Annotated in this window: 15 protein-coding genes and 3 tRNA genes; 10 read left to right on the forward strand and 8 right to left on the reverse strand. The window is 62.5% G+C overall.

What is annotated here, in order from left to right; genetic code table 11:
• Positions 1-316 precede the first annotated feature (316 nt).
• From KP701_RS00850 to KP701_RS00860, 3 genes are all read left to right on the forward strand, one after another.
• On the forward strand, positions 317-1135 hold the full coding sequence (locus KP701_RS00850; protein WP_215745282.1) for a VacJ family lipoprotein: 819 nt from the start codon (positions 317-319) through the stop codon (positions 1133-1135).
• Positions 1136-1145: 10 nt separating this feature from the next.
• Positions 1146-1739 (forward strand): phospholipid-binding protein MlaC, encoded by a 594-nt coding sequence (locus tag KP701_RS00855; protein ID WP_215745283.1) that lies wholly within the window; start codon positions 1146-1148, stop codon positions 1737-1739.
• A gap of 107 nt (positions 1740-1846) precedes the next feature.
• A complete protein-coding gene (locus KP701_RS00860; protein ID WP_215745284.1) occupies positions 1847-3427 on the forward strand; it encodes a hypothetical protein in 1581 nt (526 codons plus the stop codon).
• 12 nt (positions 3428-3439) lie between these two features.
• Here the strand turns inward: KP701_RS00860 and KP701_RS00865 are convergent, their stop codons facing one another.
• The 3 genes from KP701_RS00865 to KP701_RS00875 form a co-directional block, all read right to left on the reverse strand.
• On the reverse strand, positions 3440-3937 hold the full coding sequence (locus KP701_RS00865; RefSeq protein WP_215745285.1) for a GNAT family N-acetyltransferase: 498 nt from the start codon (positions 3935-3937) through the stop codon (positions 3440-3442).
• 74 nt (positions 3938-4011) lie between these two features.
• Positions 4012-5691, reverse strand: coding sequence for an energy-dependent translational throttle protein EttA (gene ettA / locus KP701_RS00870; protein WP_215745286.1), 1680 nt, complete (start codon positions 5689-5691; stop codon positions 4012-4014).
• A 76-nt stretch (positions 5692-5767) separates the two neighbouring features.
• A tRNA-Ile gene (locus KP701_RS00875) sits at positions 5768-5841 on the reverse strand.
• Positions 5842-6059: 218 nt separating this feature from the next.
• Between KP701_RS00875 and KP701_RS00880 the strand changes: the two genes are divergently transcribed.
• The 4 genes from KP701_RS00880 (at position 6060) to KP701_RS00895 (ending at position 11319) form a co-directional block, all read left to right on the forward strand.
• Positions 6060-8228 (forward strand): FUSC family protein, encoded by a 2169-nt coding sequence (locus KP701_RS00880; RefSeq protein ID WP_215745287.1) that lies wholly within the window; start codon positions 6060-6062, stop codon positions 8226-8228.
• Between the two features lie 169 nt (positions 8229-8397).
• Positions 8398-8799 carry an alcohol dehydrogenase subunit III gene (adhS, locus tag KP701_RS00885; RefSeq protein WP_215745288.1) on the forward strand — a complete coding sequence of 134 codons (402 nt, stop codon included), beginning with the start codon at positions 8398-8400 and terminating at the stop codon, positions 8797-8799.
• A 175-nt stretch (positions 8800-8974) separates the two neighbouring features.
• The gene (gene ppa / locus KP701_RS00890) at positions 8975-9496 is read left to right on the forward strand and encodes an inorganic diphosphatase (RefSeq protein WP_215745289.1); all 522 of its coding nucleotides are present in this window, start codon (positions 8975-8977) and stop codon (positions 9494-9496) included.
• Positions 9497-9714: 218 nt separating this feature from the next.
• Positions 9715-11319 carry a carbohydrate porin gene (locus KP701_RS00895; RefSeq protein ID WP_215745290.1) on the forward strand — a complete coding sequence of 535 codons (1605 nt, stop codon included), beginning with the start codon at positions 9715-9717 and terminating at the stop codon, positions 11317-11319.
• A 4-nt stretch (positions 11320-11323) separates the two neighbouring features.
• On the opposite strand, the gene KP701_RS00900 is transcribed toward KP701_RS00895, so the two are convergent.
• The 3 genes from KP701_RS00900 to KP701_RS00910 form a co-directional block, all read right to left on the reverse strand.
• A complete protein-coding gene (locus KP701_RS00900; protein ID WP_215745291.1) occupies positions 11324-12700 on the reverse strand; it encodes an FAD/NAD(P)-binding protein in 1377 nt (458 codons plus the stop codon).
• Positions 12701-12878: 178 nt separating this feature from the next.
• A tRNA-Gly gene (locus KP701_RS00905) sits at positions 12879-12953 on the reverse strand.
• A 146-nt stretch (positions 12954-13099) separates the two neighbouring features.
• A tRNA-Gly gene (locus KP701_RS00910) sits at positions 13100-13174 on the reverse strand.
• Positions 13175-13359: 185 nt separating this feature from the next.
• Here KP701_RS00910 and KP701_RS00915 point away from each other — a divergent pair.
• The 3 genes from KP701_RS00915 to KP701_RS00925 are packed head-to-tail and all read left to right on the forward strand — an operon-like array spanning position 13360 to position 15174.
• Positions 13360-14313: a co-chaperone YbbN gene (locus KP701_RS00915; RefSeq protein WP_215745292.1), complete on the forward strand. Its 954-nt coding sequence runs from the start codon at positions 13360-13362 to the stop codon at positions 14311-14313.
• A 4-nt stretch (positions 14314-14317) separates the two neighbouring features.
• On the forward strand, positions 14318-14992 hold the full coding sequence (locus KP701_RS00920) for an LON peptidase substrate-binding domain-containing protein (protein ID WP_041111357.1): 675 nt from the start codon (positions 14318-14320) through the stop codon (positions 14990-14992).
• 2 nt (positions 14993-14994) lie between these two features.
• The gene (locus KP701_RS00925; RefSeq protein ID WP_011252335.1) at positions 14995-15174 is read left to right on the forward strand and encodes a Trm112 family protein; all 180 of its coding nucleotides are present in this window, start codon (positions 14995-14997) and stop codon (positions 15172-15174) included.
• A gap of 15 nt (positions 15175-15189) precedes the next feature.
• Here the strand turns inward: KP701_RS00925 and KP701_RS00930 are convergent, their stop codons facing one another.
• Complete coding sequence (locus KP701_RS00930) at positions 15190-16752, reverse strand: globin-coupled sensor protein (RefSeq protein WP_215745293.1); 1563 nt, start codon at positions 16750-16752, stop codon at positions 15190-15192.
• A 100-nt stretch (positions 16753-16852) separates the two neighbouring features.
• Positions 16853-17158 (reverse strand): hypothetical protein, encoded by a 306-nt coding sequence (locus KP701_RS00935; RefSeq protein ID WP_225198738.1) that lies wholly within the window; start codon positions 17156-17158, stop codon positions 16853-16855.
• Positions 17159-17323 lie beyond the last annotated feature (165 nt).

A 17323-nucleotide genomic window follows, 5' to 3' on the forward strand; every position in this document is an offset into this window, starting at 1 on the left:
TGAAAACCTCCCGGGTGTTGAGTTGGGGCCACAGTGGTCCCAAAAACCCTGAGGGGTCAAAGCCCCGAAAGGGACGGAAGAGCCTCTGGATCGTTAAAGCAGATGCCCTCTTCAAACGACCAGCATTTGCAGACATACAGGGATGCACGCTATCGGAGGATACGTTATGACTACGCCCCTCCGCAGTTTTCCGCGACGGATGGCGTGTGGCCCATCGGGGTTCATGGAGTCCTGCAGGGAACGGATTATGAAAATTTCCGTTTTCCTGTGACTTCTTCGTGAGCGCAGGGCCGGGAAGGGCATTTTGGGGATGGTTATGGACTTTCGGCAGGACGAAAACGAAATCCGGGAGACGCGCTCACGTCGTGTGTCACGCCGCGGCAGGGCTCTCGCAGGGGCCCTCGCCCTGCTGACGCTCGGAGCCTGTGGCTCGCTGCGCAACCCGCCGCCGAAGGATCCGGACGACCTGGCGGACTACAAGGCCGCCAACGACCCCTACGAGCCCGCAAACCGCAAGATGTACAACCTCCAGATGTGGGCCTATCACAAGGTCCTGCGCCCGGTGGGCAAGGCCTGGATCTGGGCGGTTCCCAAACCCGTGCGTCATTCCATTGCAAACGTGAATGAAACCTGGCGCGAGCCTGCCGTGTTCTTCTCCGACGTGGGCGCGGGCAAGCCGCGTCGTGCCGGAGATGCTTTCATGCGCTTTGCCATCAATATGAGTGCTGGCGTGGCTGGCTTTTTCGATGTCGCCGGCCTCGTCGGCTACAAGCAGCACGAAACCGATCCCGGCCTGACGCTGGGCACCTGGGGCGTGGCGGGCGGCCCGTACCTGTTCGTGCCTTTTGTCGGCCCGACCAACATCCGCGACGGCATCGGCTACGGCATCAGTCAGGGCCTGACGCCGATCAACTATGTGCCTCGCGGCTATGATCTGCTAACCTTCAACTGGGCTTACAACGTGGCCGGGACCATGGAAGGCTATGCCAGCTCCATCGACCAGATCGACCATCTCGAACAGGACAGCCTGGACCCGTACTCCTATATCCGGAGTGCCTGGCAGCAGAACCGTCAGAGCCAGATCGACACCATAAAGAGCGACGATCGCGCAACCACCCCTGACTGGTACAACTGAGGAGAACGACATGTTCAACGTATTTTCGCGCCGCACTGTTCTTGGGGCCGTCGTCTCCCTCGCCGTTGCAACGGGGGCCGCTCACGCCAGCACGGCGACGGATTTCGTGAACTCCTTCGGGGGCCGTCTGGCTGCCGTGGTCAACTCGGGCAAGTCGCTGGACGAGAAGAAGAAAGAGGTTCTCCCGCTGCTGCAGGAAAATGTCGATATCACCGGGATCGGCCGCTACTGCCTCGGCAAGTACTGGCGCACCGCAACCCCCGCCCAGCGTGACAAGTACATCTCCCTGTTCGATCAAGTGCTGGTCAACACCATCACCGACCAGATCGGCAACTATCAGGGCGTGAGCTTCCGTGTCACGACCACCACCACGACACCGGAAGGCGAGCGCGTCAACGCGTTGATCGACCGCCCGGGCCAGCCGGAAGTCAACATGCAGCTGATCATCGGCGGCAACCCGCCCAAGGTCGTGGACATGTATGGCGAAGGTGCCAGCCTGCGCATGAACCAGCGCGGCGATTACAGTTCCTATCTGGCCCGCCATAACGGCGACGTCGATGCGCTGAACGCCGCCCTTGAGCGCCAGCTGAGCCATCATCAGTAAGATACTGCTCCAGACACCGCTTCTGCGGTTGTGAGTTCCTGAAACGGACGGCTTTCCAGTGGGAAGGCCGTCCGTTCTGCTATCCAGCGCCCATGAGACAAGACCGGATGACAGACCCGACGTTTCCAGAAGCCGGAACAACCGTACGGAGAAAGGGTCTTCCCGTTTTCGGGCTTCAGCGCATCCTACTGGCGATCTTCACCCTCGCCTGTCTGACATTCTTCGGTTGGGCATGCTGGAAAGGCCTGTGGTTCCTCTCGTTCTGCGACGAGGGCGAACATCTTCTGGGCGGCCGGATGCTGAACGAGGGCGGCAGGCTCTATGTGTCCTATGTGGACACCCACGGACCGGTCATCTTCATGCTGTCCCAGCTCTACGGCGCCCTCTTCGGATGGCATTTCCCGCAGGGCGCACGGCTGTTCCTGCCGCTTCTGGCGCTCATGGCCGCCGCATCCCTCTGTGCCACATCCGCCCTCCCCGGACCCCGACAGCGCCTTCTCGCCAGTCTGGTCTTCGTCGGGGGACTTGCGTCCTACTGGCTGATGGACGCGTTCTACATGGTCAGTTTCTACGCCGTGGCCGGATTTCTGACCGTGGGACTGCTGGCCCTGTTCGTCGTCCCGGCCTGGTTCGGCAGAACCCCCGCCGCCCTGCCTTCAGCGCTTGCCGGTCTGATCCTGATCCTGATCCTGGCATGCGCCTATGCCTATGGTCCGGGGGCGCTCCTGATCGTGGCGTCCGCCATCTGGCTTCTTGCCGGACAAAAGGAATACCGAACCATCAGGGCCTTCGCAGGGGGCGCCCTCCTGGGTGTATTCCTGCTGGGTCTGTGGTTCATGAGATATGCAGATCTCGGAAGTTTTGTGGTCTTCCATATCCTCTTCAACCAGATCGCCTATGCCCCGTTCATCCATTTCGGACCGGGCACCTTCCTGCTCTCGCTCCTGCCCTCTTTTCAGGGTGAAGCGTTTTACCCCACCCTCGCCCATCTCCTGCTCATCGGCTCGCTTCTCTTGTTGCTCTACCGGCGGCCGGGACGGAACAGGATCGCCATTCTGATCGGCTTCGCGGGCATTATCCTTCTCAACGTGCGGGCCGCCGTGGGCTTCAAGGACGGGCAGACCCTGATCGTAGCGTTCGCGCTGTCAGGACTGGGGCTCATGGCGTTTTTCCAACAGCGGGAAAAGCCGGGCAAGACGGTCGGCAAAGCTTTGCCCTGCGCCATTCTGACAGTGCTGGCGCTCTGGGGGGGCAGCCAATTGGCCACCAACACCCCCTTCGGCTGGACCTACCGGGACACCACCCACAGGCCGCCCTACACGCTCTATCAGCCGGTCAATGACGCCATCAGCCAGAAGGTCCGAGCCCTCGTCCCGCCGGGACAGCCCATCCTGATGCTGCCCTACATGCCCGAATTCTACTGGATGGCCGACCGGAGACCGCCTTATGGATATTACGAGTATCTGCCCTGGGACTGGGTTTATGCCCGGCACGCCATCCCGGGCTATCCACATGATCTGTGTCAGAGCCTGCTGAAAGACCCGCCGCCCCTGATCGTCTATACGCCCGAGAGCGATCCCGCGTCCCTGACCGTCCGGCCGTTTTTCGCCTGCGTCAGGGAAAGACTGGCCAGCCTTTACATGCCGGTCGAGGGGTTCCCGTCCCTGCACGTCCTGCGCCCCCGATAGGGCGCCCGTGCGTCAGTCCGCCGTGATTTCGTACAGAAGCATGGTGTCGCCGTTGCGATCGAAGGTCTGGGTGTGGTGCAGGCCGAGACTGCCCAGAACCGTGCGGGACGCAAGATTGTCTTCCCGCGCAACGGCCACGATCCGTTTCTCGCCACAGTCGAGCACATAGCGCAGGGCGGCCGCAGCGGCTTCGCGGGCGATGCCGCGCCCGGCGGCCCAGGGGAACAGGGCAAAGCGCAGCCCGAGACCGCGCCCGTCAGGACGTTCGTGAACGCCCGTGATGCCGACGAAGCGGCCATTTTCGCGGATGGCGAAGATCCCCACGCCGCGCCGGGCCCAGAAACTGACGTCCTCCGCCATTTCCTCTTCGGTCGTGGTCCGGTTGCGAACACCACCTAGCATCCTGGCAAAGGCACCAGCATCGCCCTTGAGGGCAACCATATCTTCGAGATCCGGCCAGTTGACCGGAGTCAGGACAAGCCGGGCGGTACGGATTTCACGCCCCAGCACTCAGCTCTCCCCGGGCCTTCAGCATAGACCCTCAGTGAACGGAATATCCCGCCCACCGAGGGGAAAACGCCGGATCAGCGGGCCAGCGGGCGATACTTGATACGGCCGGGTTCGGTCGCATCCGGACCCAGACGGCGACGTTTGTCGGCTTCGTAGTCCTGGAAGTTGCCTTCGAACCACTCGACATGGCTGTCACCCTCGAAAGCGAGGATATGCGTGGCCAGACGGTCAAGGAACCAGCGATCATGGGTGATGATCACGGCGCAGCCTGCGAATTCCGCCAGAGCGTCTTCGAGGGCACGCAGCGTATCGACGTCAAGATCGTTGGTCGGCTCATCGAGCAGGATGACGTTGCTGTCCTGCTTGAGCATCTTGGCCAGATGGACGCGGTTGCGCTCACCACCGGACAGGACGCCCACCCGCTTCTGCTGGTCGGACCCCTTGAAGTTGAACGCCCCCACATAGGCGCGGGACGGAACCGTGCGCTTGCCGAGCTGGATGACGTCCGTACCGCCGGAAATCTCTTCCCAGACCGTCTTGCTGTCATCGAGCGTGTTGCGGGACTGGTCGACGTAACCCAGCTTCACCGTCTCGCCGATCTTGAGCGAGCCGCTGTCGGGCTGGTCGTCACCGGTGATCATCTTGAACAGCGTGGACTTGCCCGCGCCGTTCGGTCCGATCACACCCACGATGCCGCCCGGCGGCAACTTGAAGCTGAGATTGTCGATCAGCAGACGATCGCCAAAGCCCTTCGTGAGGTTCTCGGCCTCGATGACCGTGCCACCCAGACGGGGACCCGGCGTAATGACGATGTCCGCGGTGCCACCAGCCTTCTCGGCATTGGCGGCCAGCATTTCTTCGTACTTCGTGATACGGGCCTTGCTCTTGGCCTGACGGGCCTTGGGCGAGCTGGAAATCCACTCCTGTTCGGCCGCCAGGGCACGCTGGCGGGAGCTTTCTTCCTTCTCTTCCTGGGCCAGACGCTTGCGCTTCTGGGTCAGCCAGGAGGAATAGTTGCCTTCGAACGGATAGCCGCGGCCACGCTCGATCTCGAGGATCCAGTTGGTGACGTTGTCGAGGAAGTAACGGTCATGGGTGATGACCATGACGGTGCCGGCATAGTCACGCAGCGTCTTTTCGAGCCAGCTTACGCTCTCGGCGTCGAGATGGTTGGTCGGCTCATCGAGCAGCAGGATGTCGGGCTTTTCGAGCAGCAGGCGGCACAGCGCCACGCGGCGCTTCTCGCCACCGGAGAGGTTCGTCACCGGGCTGTCGGCGGACGGGCAGCGCAGGGCATCGAGCGCGATCTCGAGCTTGCGGTCCAGTTCCCAGCCGTCGCCGGCGTCGATCTTCTCCTGAAGATCGGCCTGCTCGGCCAGAAGGGCCGTCATCTCGTCGTCGGACATCGGCTCGGCGAACTTCATCGAGATCTCGTTGAAGCGGTCCACGGCCTTCTTCAGCTCACCGAAACCCTGAGCGACATTCTCGCCAACCGTCAGGCTCTCGTCGAGCTTCGGCTCCTGTTCGAGATAGCCGATGCGCGCGCCTTCGGCGGCCCAGGCTTCACCGCCATATTCCTTCTCGATGCCGGCCATGATCTTGAGCAGCGTGGACTTACCCGCGCCGTTCACACCAAGGACGCCGATCTTGACCCCCGGCAGGAAGGACAGGGTGATGCCCTTGAAGACTTCACGCCCACCCGGATAGGACTTGGTGAGGTCCTTCATGACATAGACGTACTGGTAGGCGGCCATGGGAGGTCTCCTCAATCGGTGGATGGGCGGGGAAGAAGCGGAACATCCGTCCCGCATGAATCAGGTCGACACACCGTGCGCCCGGAGGGACTCGAACCCCCAACCAAGCCGTTATGAGCGGCCGGCTCTAACCAATTGAGCTACAGGCGCGCGGGTGCAGTCCGAAATCGCCCAACTCGGGTCTTTTTGCAAGGGCCGACATGGTGGAACATGTCTTTTTAAGTTAGTGTGTCACGCCTTCCCGTTCCTGAAAGGCCGTTCAGGCGACCTTTGCTGCCGTTGCGAGATGGCGCCAGTGGTCCGTATTGCCCGAAGGAATGTCCGATGCCTGCATATACTGCAAAACTGCACAGCGGTGCCCATCTGACATGATACAGGCCGGGCCGGTCGCGCTCATCCGCAAACTGCGATGGCTTTACGCTCCCGATCCGGTCATGGCCGGATATGCGCTCCGGACCACCTGCACGTCCCTGCTCGCCCTCGGCATCGCCCTGTGGATGGAACTCGGCAGCCCCCAATGGGCCGCGCTGACCGTCTGGATGGTCGCACAGGGCACGCGCGGACGCAGCCTTGCGAAGGCCAAATGGCACCTGTTCGGCATGGTCGTCGGCGTCATCAGCGGCATTACGCTGGTCGCGGCCTTCCCGCAGGCACCGCTGATGTTCATCCTTCTGCTGGCGGTCGGGATCGGCACGTTCTGCATGATCGGCACGTTCATGCCCGGTCCGGCATCGATGACGAACTACCGCATCCACGGCATGCGCGCCTCGGGCTTCACCTACGCCATCGTCTCGCTCGACGGCATCGCGGACCCGCACCACATCTTCGCCATCTCGATGTCGCGTGCCACCTACATCCTGCTCGGCATCGTGCTCGAAGCCTCGATTTCGGGCCTGTTCCAGTTAGGCCTGACCAAACGCACCCGCCACCAGCTCGCCAGCACGTTCGAAGACACGCTTAAGCCGGCCCTGACCGCCATTGCAGGCATTCTGGTCGGCAAGGAAGGGGCCATGCAGAACGTGCAGGCCATCTTCACCCAGATCACGACGCTCGGCGATCAGGTGGAGTTCGCGGAAGTCGAGCTCGGCCGCCACGACCATGCCGGAGATCACGCCCGCGCGGCCCTGGCCGACATCGCGGTGCTCCTCGCCCGCGCACTCGATCTTGCGACCCTCATGCGCCTGCCGCTCAGTCAGGACGACATGTTCCACAGTGAGGCCGAGGCCATCCGCGACATGTTCCTGAAGCTGCCCGCCCGGCTGGAAGGAACGGAGAGCATGGCCTCCATCCTGGCCGACCTGCGAACCCTGCGCCGTCAGTGCCGCCAGAAGGTCGTCTCGGATTTCAACACCGCGCAGCCGGACGATGCGACCCGCGAGGCCGTCCTGCGCCACGGCATGCTCCAGCAGGCCCTCGTCGAGCTGATTGATTCCCTGCGCATGGCCCTGACCCAGTTCGAGGCCAGCCGCCATCCTGAGGCCCACGACCATTTCCATTCACCGATCCGCTCCTACCGCGACTGGCAGCAGGCCATCACCAACAGCCTGCGCTCCTCCGTCACGGTTTTCGGCGCGGGCCTGATCTGGATCTGCACGGCCTGGCCGAGCGGACTGACCTTCATCATGTTCGTCTGCATCGTGTGCAGCCTGTTCTCCACGCTGGAGCGGCCGGCGCTGGCCACACAGGCCTTCCTGCGCGGTGCGTGCTGTGCGGTCGTCGCGGCGGGCATCCTCAACCTGGCCCTGATGGGCAAATCGACGACGTTCGAGATGCTCGGCATGTGGTCCGGTCTGGCGATGATGATCGGCGGTCTGGCCTTCGCCTACCCGCCCCTGACCCTTCCGGCTGTGTCCTACAACCTGTTCCTGCCCATCCTCATCGGGCCGTCCAATCAGGCGAAGACGGACGAGATCGTCTATTTCAACACGGCCCTGCCCCTGGTTCTGGGCCTGCTCTACGCCTCATGGATGTACCGGGTCTTCCTGCCCTACGATCCCGCCCACCAGCGCTGGACCATGCGCGAGCACATCCTGCGGGACCTGCACCGCATCGCCGATGGCCGGGCCCAGGAAACGGTGGACAGCGTGGTGTCGCGCAACGTGGACCGCTTCGTCCGGCTCATGACCAATTCGGGCTCGACGCCGTCACCCGTCATCCAGGCCTATCTGACGGGAATCCTGTCAGGCATGCGCGTCATGCTCAACCTGCTACGGCTTCAGGCCATCCGGCGTGACATGCAACTGAGCCCCGACGCCAGACAGGCCCTGGCACTGGTCATGGGACGCATGAGCCATTTCAGTGGCCGCTATCACGGACATTACGGCCGCACCCTGCGGGCGACGAAGCTTGCGATTCTCCGTCTGCGGACCTGCGAGCGCAATGAAGACCGCCCGCGTGAGCGCTTCGTCCTGATCGCAGCCCTGACCAGTCTGGACGTCATCGCCACGGAACTGGACACGAACCGCATCTTCTTCGATGCCCGAAGCCCGTATTTAGACCCCTCGCTCACGCCCGCGGAGCTGGAATCCACCGGTTGAGTCCGCGGATTTTCCCCGGCTGACACAAACCTCACGAACTGATCACGAAGAAATGTTCTGCAACACACTTCCCTTTTCCGGGAAACCGGAGAATTGTTCGATTTCAGCCGCGGGTGACCGCGGACGACAGGTTTAAGACCTACTGGGTTTCAGAACTAAGGATACCGTGATGTTTCGTCGTATCGTGCCCGTCCTCGGCCTCGCCCTCGGGCTGGGTCTGGCTTCCCAGGCTGCCATGGCACAGGAACAGTCCCCCCCGCCCCCGCCGGCCGTTCAGGGTACGCCTGGCAAGGACTTCACGGGCGTCTCGCCCACCAACCTGGCCGGCATCATGAACTACTGCGTCGAGCAGCAGTATGTCTCCTACGATGAAGGCAACCCGGTCCTGTACGGACTGAGCGAGAAGTACAAGGCCACTGAACAGACGGTCGGCAACTTCGACTATGCGCTCGGCACGGCCGGCTATTTCGACAGCAACGGCAAGCGCTACTACCTCGTGGCCTACACGAACGAAGACGATCGCCGCGCCGCCTGTCACGCCGCCGTCAAGGCCGCACAGCCGATGCTCTGAAGCCCATTCCGCAAGGAACGGATCTTCAGAAGCTCCCCCTGCCATACGGCACGGGGAGCTTTTTTTATGTCTGCTTCCCGCCACTGGGCATGACTTCTCCCCATTCCACTCTGGGCAGAGGCTTCGGGCACCGGTAGTATCGCCGCCTCTCCAAACAGTTCAGGACATGGACATCATGGACGTTTCCAAGATCTCGCCCGGCAAGGACCTGCCCAACGACATCAATGTCGTCATCGAAATCCCGCAGGGTTCGCAGGTGAAGTACGAAGTGGACAAGGACAGCGGCGCGCTCGTCGTGGACCGTTTCCTCTTCACGCCGATGGCCTATCCGGCAGCTTACGGCTTCATTCCGGGCACGCTGGCCGCCGACGGCGATCCGGCAGACGCCCTTGTCCTGACGCCGGCTGCCGTTGTTCCGGGCTCCGTGATCCGCGCCCGTCCGATCGGCATGCTGAAGATGGAAGACGAGAGCGGACAGGACGAGAAGATCATCTGCGTCCCGCACGACAAGGTGCATCCGCAGTTCACCAATGTGCATTCCGTGGATGACCTGCCGGAAATCACGAAGAAGGCGATCACGCATTTCTTCGAGCGCTACAAGGATCTGGAGCCCAACAAGTGGGTCAAGGTCACGGGCTGGGCTGACAAGACCGAAGCCGGCAAAGTCATCATGGAAGCGCTCGCCGCCGCCAAGTAAGGCAAATCAGGCTCAGGCCGGGCGCATCCGCCCCACTCACGGCGCTGTCTGATGCTTTTGCAAAAAACCCTGTCTCCCTTGGGAAACAGGGTTTTTTCTTGCCCAACATCACATGAATTTGTGATTATCTATGATACAGGTAACATTATTTTATGATCTTTAGCGGTCAATGCGTGTTATCCCGCCGTTGCTAACCTGCTTTCCAAGGAATCAGCGGCTTGTCTCGAGTTCATCTTCACGCAGCTTTCTGCCTGGCCACATTTCTTCCGTCCTGCGCAATCGCCCAGAGCCTTGGAGCCACAAGCACCACAGCTCAGGATGGCACCGCACGGACATCTCCCATCTCCAGCACGGGATCCGCTTCCAGCTCAACGCCATCAACCGTCCAGAGCTACACTCCCAACGCAAAAGTGACCCAGATCCAGGTCACTGCGCCCCTGCAGCCCGATACGCCGGTCGTCTGGCCGTCCGAAAACTCCGAACTCCCCAGCGAGCGCGTCAACACGCCGCTGAACCAGGTCTATTTCGGCCATGAATGGGTCCCGCCCCTGCCGCATCCCGAAGCCATTCTCGTCGATCCGTTCGGCTGGAATACCTGGCTGCGGGACCGGGGCGTGGCCATCATGATGGATACGACCAACGAGTTTTCGGGTGCCATCACCAGCCCGACCAAGGGCTATGGCCTGCGTCAGGGCAGCAGCAATGCCGGCCAGTACAGCCTTGAAAACGACATCGACTGGGAAAAGCTCGCCAATGTGCGCGGCTTCTCGACCCATGCGCTTGTCGTGGGCCGGTACGGCATTCCCGGCAGCCGCATGTTCGGTGACAACCTCAACCCGAGCTCCGAAATTTACGGCGCCGGCGGCAACGTGGTCGTCCATCTCGTCTACGTCTATGCGGAAGAGACGATCGCCAAGGGCCGTGTGGACCTTGCGGGCGGCCGTATTCCGCTGCTGAACGATTTCTCGGCCAGCCCGCTGTACTGCACCTTCCAGAACAACGCGTTCTGCGGAAACCCCAAAGCGTCTTCCGACAACATCACCCATTCGTCCTATCCCGATGCAAGCTGGGCCTTCCGCGTGCGGACGCGTCCCACCACCAGCACCTACATCCAGACAGGCGTCTATTTCTCCCAGGCCGGCATTTACGCCAACACGCAGTATCGTACGGGCTTCAAGTTCAACGGTGCGGATATCCACGGCGAGGCCATCCCGGTCGAAGCCGGCTGGGAGCCGCTGTTCGGCAAGGACAAGCTGCCCGGCCATTACAAGGTCGGCTATGCGATCGACAATGCACCGCACAAGGACAACTATTACGATGTGAACGGGCAACCGTATGTCCTGACCGGGAATTCGGCCCGCACCCTGAACTATTCATGGTCGGCCTGGGCACTCGCGGACCAGATGATCCTGCGCCATCACGTCAAGGGCAATGCTGATGCGGGTCTGATTCTGCTGGGCGGCATGTACGCCAACAGCCCCCGCACGCAGCTCAGGGCGCAGCAGTATTCCGCCGGCCTGATCGACAGCGGATTCTGGGCAGCCCGCCCGCTGGATACGATCGGCATCAACTTCTCCTATGTGCGCGTCTCCAAATACGCGACAGCAACGGAGCGTCTGCAGGCCATGTACGGACTGCCCCTCATGTCCAGTTCCCTGACGCCGCAGACATTTGGCGAAGTGCTCGAAGCGACCTACCGCATCCATGTCATGCGCGGGATCACTTTCGCGCCCGACTTCCAGTACTACTTCCGCCCGGGCGCCCAGAAGGCGCTCAAGGACGCCGCGATGCTCGGCTTCAAGAGCCACATCCAGTTCTTCTGAGCCCCTATCCGGGAAGCACCGTCTCGCACGATGCTTCCCGGACATTCCGGCCACACCGTTCTTTCATCAGGGTGGCCAGATCCGCTGCCTGCCTGCGGATTTCCGGAATGGCCGTCGTCTCGAACAATGTTCCCCAACGCATCGGCCCCACCGCGAACAGATCTCCGGAACACCGTCCGGCCGCATCAGTCAGCGCGCCATCCTCGCGGCAGTGCAATCCGCCCAGAGCAGTCTCCCGCACCATTCCGTCCGCCAGAAGCCTATGGGGGAGAGTGTCCACCATCTGTCGGTAAGCCCGGCTTGGCCCCGTACAGTTCACGACATGATCGGCGGACAGCGTGAACGGGCCTGTCTTGTCACGTGCCCGGACCAGAACTCGCCCGACCTCAAAACCCAGATGGGTTACCTGCCCGCACCGACAGCGCAGCATGCCGTTTTCCAGTTCCGCAACCATGAAATCCGCCACCTCCGGCGCGATACGATGCCGCACGATGTCCCAGCGTCGCTGAAGATGGCGCCGGAAGCGCCTTTTTTCCGCCAGATCCAGAGCCTGCCACAGCGGATTGATCCGCGGACGCAGCGCATCGACCGCACTGCGCCAGCCGATCCCTTCGGCCAGCCGGTCCCGGAACGCCCGGAAATACGCCCGCGCCGTCGCAGGTGTTCCCGGAGGAATGATGTCCGTTTTTGCGGGAGTGGAGGGCGCATGACGCTCGGGACACCAGCCGTGACGGGACAGGGCCACAACCCGCCCCCGATGGCCGTTTTCGCGCAGGCGCATCAGCACGTCGAGGAAGGTTAGTCCCGTTCCGATCAGGACAACCGCCGCATCGGGCGCGACCTGGTCATAGAAGCCGTTATCCCAGCCCGAGGGATGATACTGCCCGCTCAGGGCCAGATCCGGGTCTACCCGGGTGACAGGCGCGGGGCCGAAATTGCCGGTTGCGAGCACAACCTGATCTGCCTGAAGCTTCTCTCCATTCCCGAGTGCCAGTTCCAGCCGCCCCGCAACACGCTGGCACGACAGAACGCTGGTCTGCCGCCATTCAGGACGCGCCTCCGCCCAGAGACTGGACAGATACTGCCCGAATACGGCCCTCGGCATAAACTGGTCGGGCGTGACGTCCGGATCGTGATGGACGCGGAGCCAGCGCAGGAAATGCTCCGGATCATCGGGATCAGCACTCATGCCGCCCGCTGAAACATTGAGGAAATGGCAGGGAGACAGCGTGGAATAGGCCAGCCCGACCGCAGGGCGTTCCGCAGGATCAATCACAATGATCCGCGCCGGAAGATGCAGCCGGCGCAGGTTCCAGGCCAGCAGCGTTCCGCTGGCCCCGCCCCCGATAATGGCAATGAGAGGCCGGTCTGAAGGGGACATGCTGCCGTTTTTCTCCACAGGATCGTCTGCGAAACGAAGCATGGCTGAAACAACAGAAACTGAGCGGGACGTTTCGTAACAGACGTTCTCGAAACCCCGTGCAAGCCGCGAAAGAACAGCAGAAACCGTTCCCGCAAACCGGAGCGGATTAATAATTTTCAGTCTGTTGGAATTCTTCTGGAGCGGGCGATGGGATTCGAACCCACGACCCCAACCTTGGCAAGGTTGTGCTCTACCCCTGAGCTACGCCCGCACTCCGTGGGGGCTTATGACCGAATCCCGAATATCATGCAAGAGGCAACATGCGCCTTCCATCAACAGGGTTCAGACACGCAGATGGAGGGATATCAGGATGGGAAATCTGAAACGAAAAAAGGCACCCGAAGGTGCCTTTTTCGATGGAGCGGGCGATGGGATTCGAACCCACGACCCCAACCTTGGCAAGGTTGTGCTCTACCCCTGAGCTACGCCCGCACTCCGTGGTGGGGCTTATGACCGAATCAGCGCCACCGCGCAAGAGGGATTTTTCGATTCAGGAGCAATATCCTCTTTCGGGCACAGCACCCTACGTCACAGCCGTGCACCCGGGACTTGCACACGGGGCACGCACATCCGATCTTTCAGGGAACTTGTCTTTCCAGCGAACGGTTCCCGCCCCCATGAGCAGCACATTCGACGAACACCTGATTGGTCAGTCTTCCGGCAAGGCCCCGGCAGGCGCAGCCGCCACCATCATTGACGCCGATCAGACGACCTTCATGGCGGATGTCGTGGAAGCCAGCCGGGAAATCCCGGTTCTGGTCGATTTCTGGGCCCCTTGGTGCGGTCCGTGCAAACAGTTCACCCCTGTGCTCGAAAAGGTCGTCCATGCGGCTGGCGGGCGGATCAGACTCGTCAAGGTCGATGTGGAAGCCAACCAGGCCCTCGCCGCACAGCTCGGCCAACTGGGTCTGCCGCTCCAGTCCATCCCGCTCGTCGTGGCTTTCTGGAAAGGTCAGGTCCTGGATCTTTTCCAGGGCGCCCAGCCGGAAAGCGAAGTCCGCCGCTTCGTGGAGTCCCTTCTGAAACTGGCCGGTGACGTCATGCCCGCCACGGAAATCCTGGCAGCAGCCCGTCAGGCCCTGGCTGACGGGCACGCGGATCAGGCCGCCGGTCTGTTCTCGCAGCTTCTGGAAGCCGAGCCTGAAAACCCGGAAGCCTGGGGCGGCATGATCCGGGCGCTCATTGCCCTGAACGAACCCGAAGCCGCCCAGGACGCTTCCGCTCAGGTGCCTGCAAAGCTGGACAGCCATCCCGAGATCACCGGTGCCCGCGCCGCGCTGGCGCTCCATGCCGAGGGCGCCAAGGCCGCCTCAGAGCTTGAAACGCTTCGCCAGCAGAGCGCTGCCGCACCGGACGATTTCGACCTGCGCGTCAGACTGGCCGCCGCCCTCAACGGCGCAGGTGAGCGGGCTGAAGCCGCCAATACCCTGCTGGATATCCTCCGCAAGGACCGCAACTGGAACGAGGGCGCCGCAAAAACCGAGCTTCTGCGCTTTTTCGAGGCGTGGGGACATACGGATCCTGATACGCTGGCGGCACGACGCAAACTCTCTTCCCTTCTGTTTTCGTGAGCCGATGACCGAAACGCCCGACCTTCCATCCGCCGAACGTCCCCGCCGCGCGCCTCCCCTGACGGAACTGACGCTGGCGGACATTCCGCCACGCGTCGGCCTGTTCCCGCTTTCGGGTGCGCTGCTGCTGCCGGGCGGACATCTGCCGCTTCTGGTCTTTGAGCCGCCTTATGTGGCCCTGCTTGAGGATGCGCTGGCCGGGCGGCGGATGATCGGCGTGATCCAGCCCCTCATGGACCCGGACACGGACGAGCACCCCCTGCTCTACCGGACCGGAACGCTGGGCCGCATCACGGAATTTACCGAGCATGTCGATGGCACGTTTTCCGTGACACTCCTCGGCATTTCCCGTTTTCGCCTGATCCGCGAGACGCCGACGGACCAAGGCTGGCGCGAAGGCATCATAGACGCCACGCCCTTCGCGGCAGACCTCGTCGAGGAAGATCCACTGCCGATCAACCGCGACTTACTGCTGAACGGCCTGAAAACCTATCTCGAATCCCGCGACCTGCAGGCAAGCTGGCCGCTGATTGAAGATATGGACGATGAAACGCTGCTGGTTGTCCTGCCGATGCTCGTGCCGTTCACGCCGGTGGAAAAACAGTCTCTTCTGGAAGCCATGACGCTGGATGAACGCGCGGGGCTCTTGCTGGATCTGCTTGAGAGGGGCATGGAATAGTCATGACTACAGAACTCGATCCCCGCCTCCTGTCCCTTCTGGTCTGCCCGGTCACCAAGGGGCCGCTGACCTATGACCGCGAGACCCAGGAGCTCATCAGCCCCCGGGCGAAGCTGGCTTTCCCGATCCGGGACGGCATTCCCATCATGCTGCCCGAAGAGGCACGCCAGATCGACGCCTGATCCCTGTTCGGGGGATCAGACCTTTTCTGCCGTACCGGCCGGAGACGGCATTTTCCGGACCTCCAGCGCACGCTGTGACGGTCGGGGCGGGCTTTTGCGGACCTTGAAGTTCCGTACGACGCGCGTCAGTTCGCCGGCATCGCCGACCAGTTTCTGGCTGGCGCCGCTGGTCTGGTGAACGATCGCGGCGTTGCTCTTGGTCACCCCCTCGAGCTGTGTCGTGCTGGCGTTGATGTCCATGATGCGTCGGGCCTGAGCCTCGGCCCCTGAGGCGATCTGTCCCACCGCTGTTCCCAGACGCTCGACGGATGTGCTGATATTGCCCAGTGCCGTACCGGTCTCGTCGACCATCTGCACGCCGCGCTGCACGTCTTCCATGCTGCTGGCGATCAGGGATTTGATTTCCTTGGCTGCCGTGGCGGAACGCTGGGCCAGGGCCCGGATTTCCTGTGCGACAACTGCAAAACCACGCCCCGCGTCTCCGGCATGGGCAGCTTCGACGCCGGCATTGAGGGCCAGAAGATTGGTCTGGAACGCGATCTCGTCAATCACGCCGATGATCTGGACGATCCGGTTGGAGGATGACGAGATCTTGGCCATGGCCTCGACGGTTTTGGCCACGATATCGCGACCCTGCTCGGTTTCCTGACAGCAGTCGGCCACGGTCGTATCGGCCTGCCGGGCCTCGTCCGCGACTTCCTTCACCGAGGACGTCAGTTCCGTGATGTTGCGCGCTACGGCCGCCAGGGCGTCAACCTGTTCGGCGATGCGGCAGGTGATGTTCTCGGTGGATCCGCTGATTTCGCGGGCGCGCTGCTCCACGGCCCCGGAAGTTTCGCGGACGGCATGGACGATGCGCCCCAGTCCTTCGCAGGCCCGGTGTAAAGCGCCGCTCATGCGGGTCGAGCCATTTTCCAGCGCCGGGTCAATCTGCTGGACCAGATCGCCGCCCGCCATGCGATCAAGCGCATCCGCCAGCGCGTCCGACAGGGCGGCAAGGCTCTGGATCCGCTCGCTTTCGGCGCGTGAACGCTCACGGACGTCCAGATTCTGCGTGTAGGTTTCAAGCCCGAGTTCCATGTCCAGAAGACCGCAGCGGATCAGCAGGCCAATCTGCGCGGCAGCCTCCTCGGCGGTGGTTCCCCGGGCCGGACGCCGCAGGAGGCGGTCCAGGAAGCTGCGGCGCGGTTGCGGCCAGTACTGACGGAGGAGGTCCGTCACCATGCCTTCGATCAGCAGGGCATAACCGCCGACATACCACTGCGGCTTGAGGCCGATCCGGGCGTGGGTGTTGCCGATGGCGCGGGTGCTCTCGACGTAATCGGCGCCGAAGTCCCCTTGAAGGATCCGCTTCCAGTGCTTTTCCTGCTGGTTGCGCGCACCGATGCGATGCTGCTCGTTGGCGAAAAAGCGGTTCAGGGCCGGAGTCTTGTGAATCCGGCCATAGAAGCGGTCCAGCGCAGGCCCGAGCACCCCCAGCGCCTGAGGGCGAATTCTGGCCAGATGGGCTTTCTCAGCTGCGCCGATGCCAAGAAACAGCAGCCGCTCGGCAATGTCTGCCTTGACCTGCTCAGTCATAGTCGGAGTCTCCAGAGCGTGGATTTGGCGCGTGTTCAGGGCAATGCCCGTAACACACCAAGAGTTACGCAATCATGAAGAACGGTCGACAGTCTTCGGGTCAGTTGGACCCGCTGTTCTGTCCGTAGGAGACTTCGGTATCGGGGGTTGCGGGCTGGGGCGCTATATTGACGCTGTTGCCCTGACCGCCGCCGAAGGACATGCCGCCCGGGGACGAGCTGCTGGCGGTGTCATGCGAGGGCGAGGACGGACTTTCCGCACCCGGCGGCATCGGCATGACCGGCGCGTCATCGGCATAGGACATGCCGCTGGCCTGACGGTGATGGGTGCTGCTGTGGGGATGGTGGCCAGGTGCTGCGCCTGGCGGCGGGAGGGCGGCCATGTCCGGCGCGGGCCCGCTGAACATGGACCCGCATCCCGCCGTGGCGAGAAACGAGAGCATGAGGAAAGGGGAAACGAAGCGCATAAGACGCAATATAGCACTTTTCGGCGGTTGACGCATCCCTTTGCGGGATGGGACACAGCGCGTTCTTCCCGCCGCCCGCCCCTGCCAAGCGGCATGTCCAGCAAG

It is taken from the genome of Gluconobacter sp. P1C6_b (assembly GCF_018811945.1).
Lineage (GTDB): Bacteria > Pseudomonadota > Alphaproteobacteria > Acetobacterales > Acetobacteraceae > Gluconobacter.

Bases quoted from the DNA above. Each gene is read 5' to 3' on its own strand.
- KP701_RS00850 (WP_215745282.1), top strand. From the start codon at position 317: ATGGACTTTCGGCAGGACGAAAACGAAATCCGGGAGACGCGCTCACGT.
- KP701_RS00855 (WP_215745283.1), top strand. From the start codon at position 1,146: ATGTTCAACGTATTTTCGCGCCGCACTGTTCTTGGGGCCGTCGTCTCC.
- KP701_RS00860 (WP_215745284.1), top strand. From the start codon at position 1,847: ATGACAGACCCGACGTTTCCAGAAGCCGGAACAACCGTACGGAGAAAG.
- ettA (WP_215745286.1), bottom strand. From the start codon at position 5,691: ATGGCCGCCTACCAGTACGTCTATGTCATGAAGGACCTCACCAAGTCC.
- KP701_RS00880 (WP_215745287.1), top strand. From the start codon at position 6,060: ATGATACAGGCCGGGCCGGTCGCGCTCATCCGCAAACTGCGATGGCTT.
- adhS (WP_215745288.1), top strand. From the start codon at position 8,398: ATGTTTCGTCGTATCGTGCCCGTCCTCGGCCTCGCCCTCGGGCTGGGT.
- ppa (WP_215745289.1), top strand. From the start codon at position 8,975: ATGGACGTTTCCAAGATCTCGCCCGGCAAGGACCTGCCCAACGACATC.
- KP701_RS00900 (WP_215745291.1), bottom strand. From the start codon at position 12,700: ATGTCCCCTTCAGACCGGCCTCTCATTGCCATTATCGGGGGCGGGGCC.
- KP701_RS00915 (WP_215745292.1), top strand. From the start codon at position 13,360: ATGAGCAGCACATTCGACGAACACCTGATTGGTCAGTCTTCCGGCAAG.
- KP701_RS00920 (WP_041111357.1), top strand. From the start codon at position 14,318: ATGACCGAAACGCCCGACCTTCCATCCGCCGAACGTCCCCGCCGCGCG.
- KP701_RS00925 (WP_011252335.1), top strand. From the start codon at position 14,995: ATGACTACAGAACTCGATCCCCGCCTCCTGTCCCTTCTGGTCTGCCCG.
- KP701_RS00930 (WP_215745293.1), bottom strand. From the start codon at position 16,752: ATGACTGAGCAGGTCAAGGCAGACATTGCCGAGCGGCTGCTGTTTCTT.
- KP701_RS00935 (WP_225198738.1), bottom strand. From the start codon at position 17,158: ATGTTCAGCGGGCCCGCGCCGGACATGGCCGCCCTCCCGCCGCCAGGC.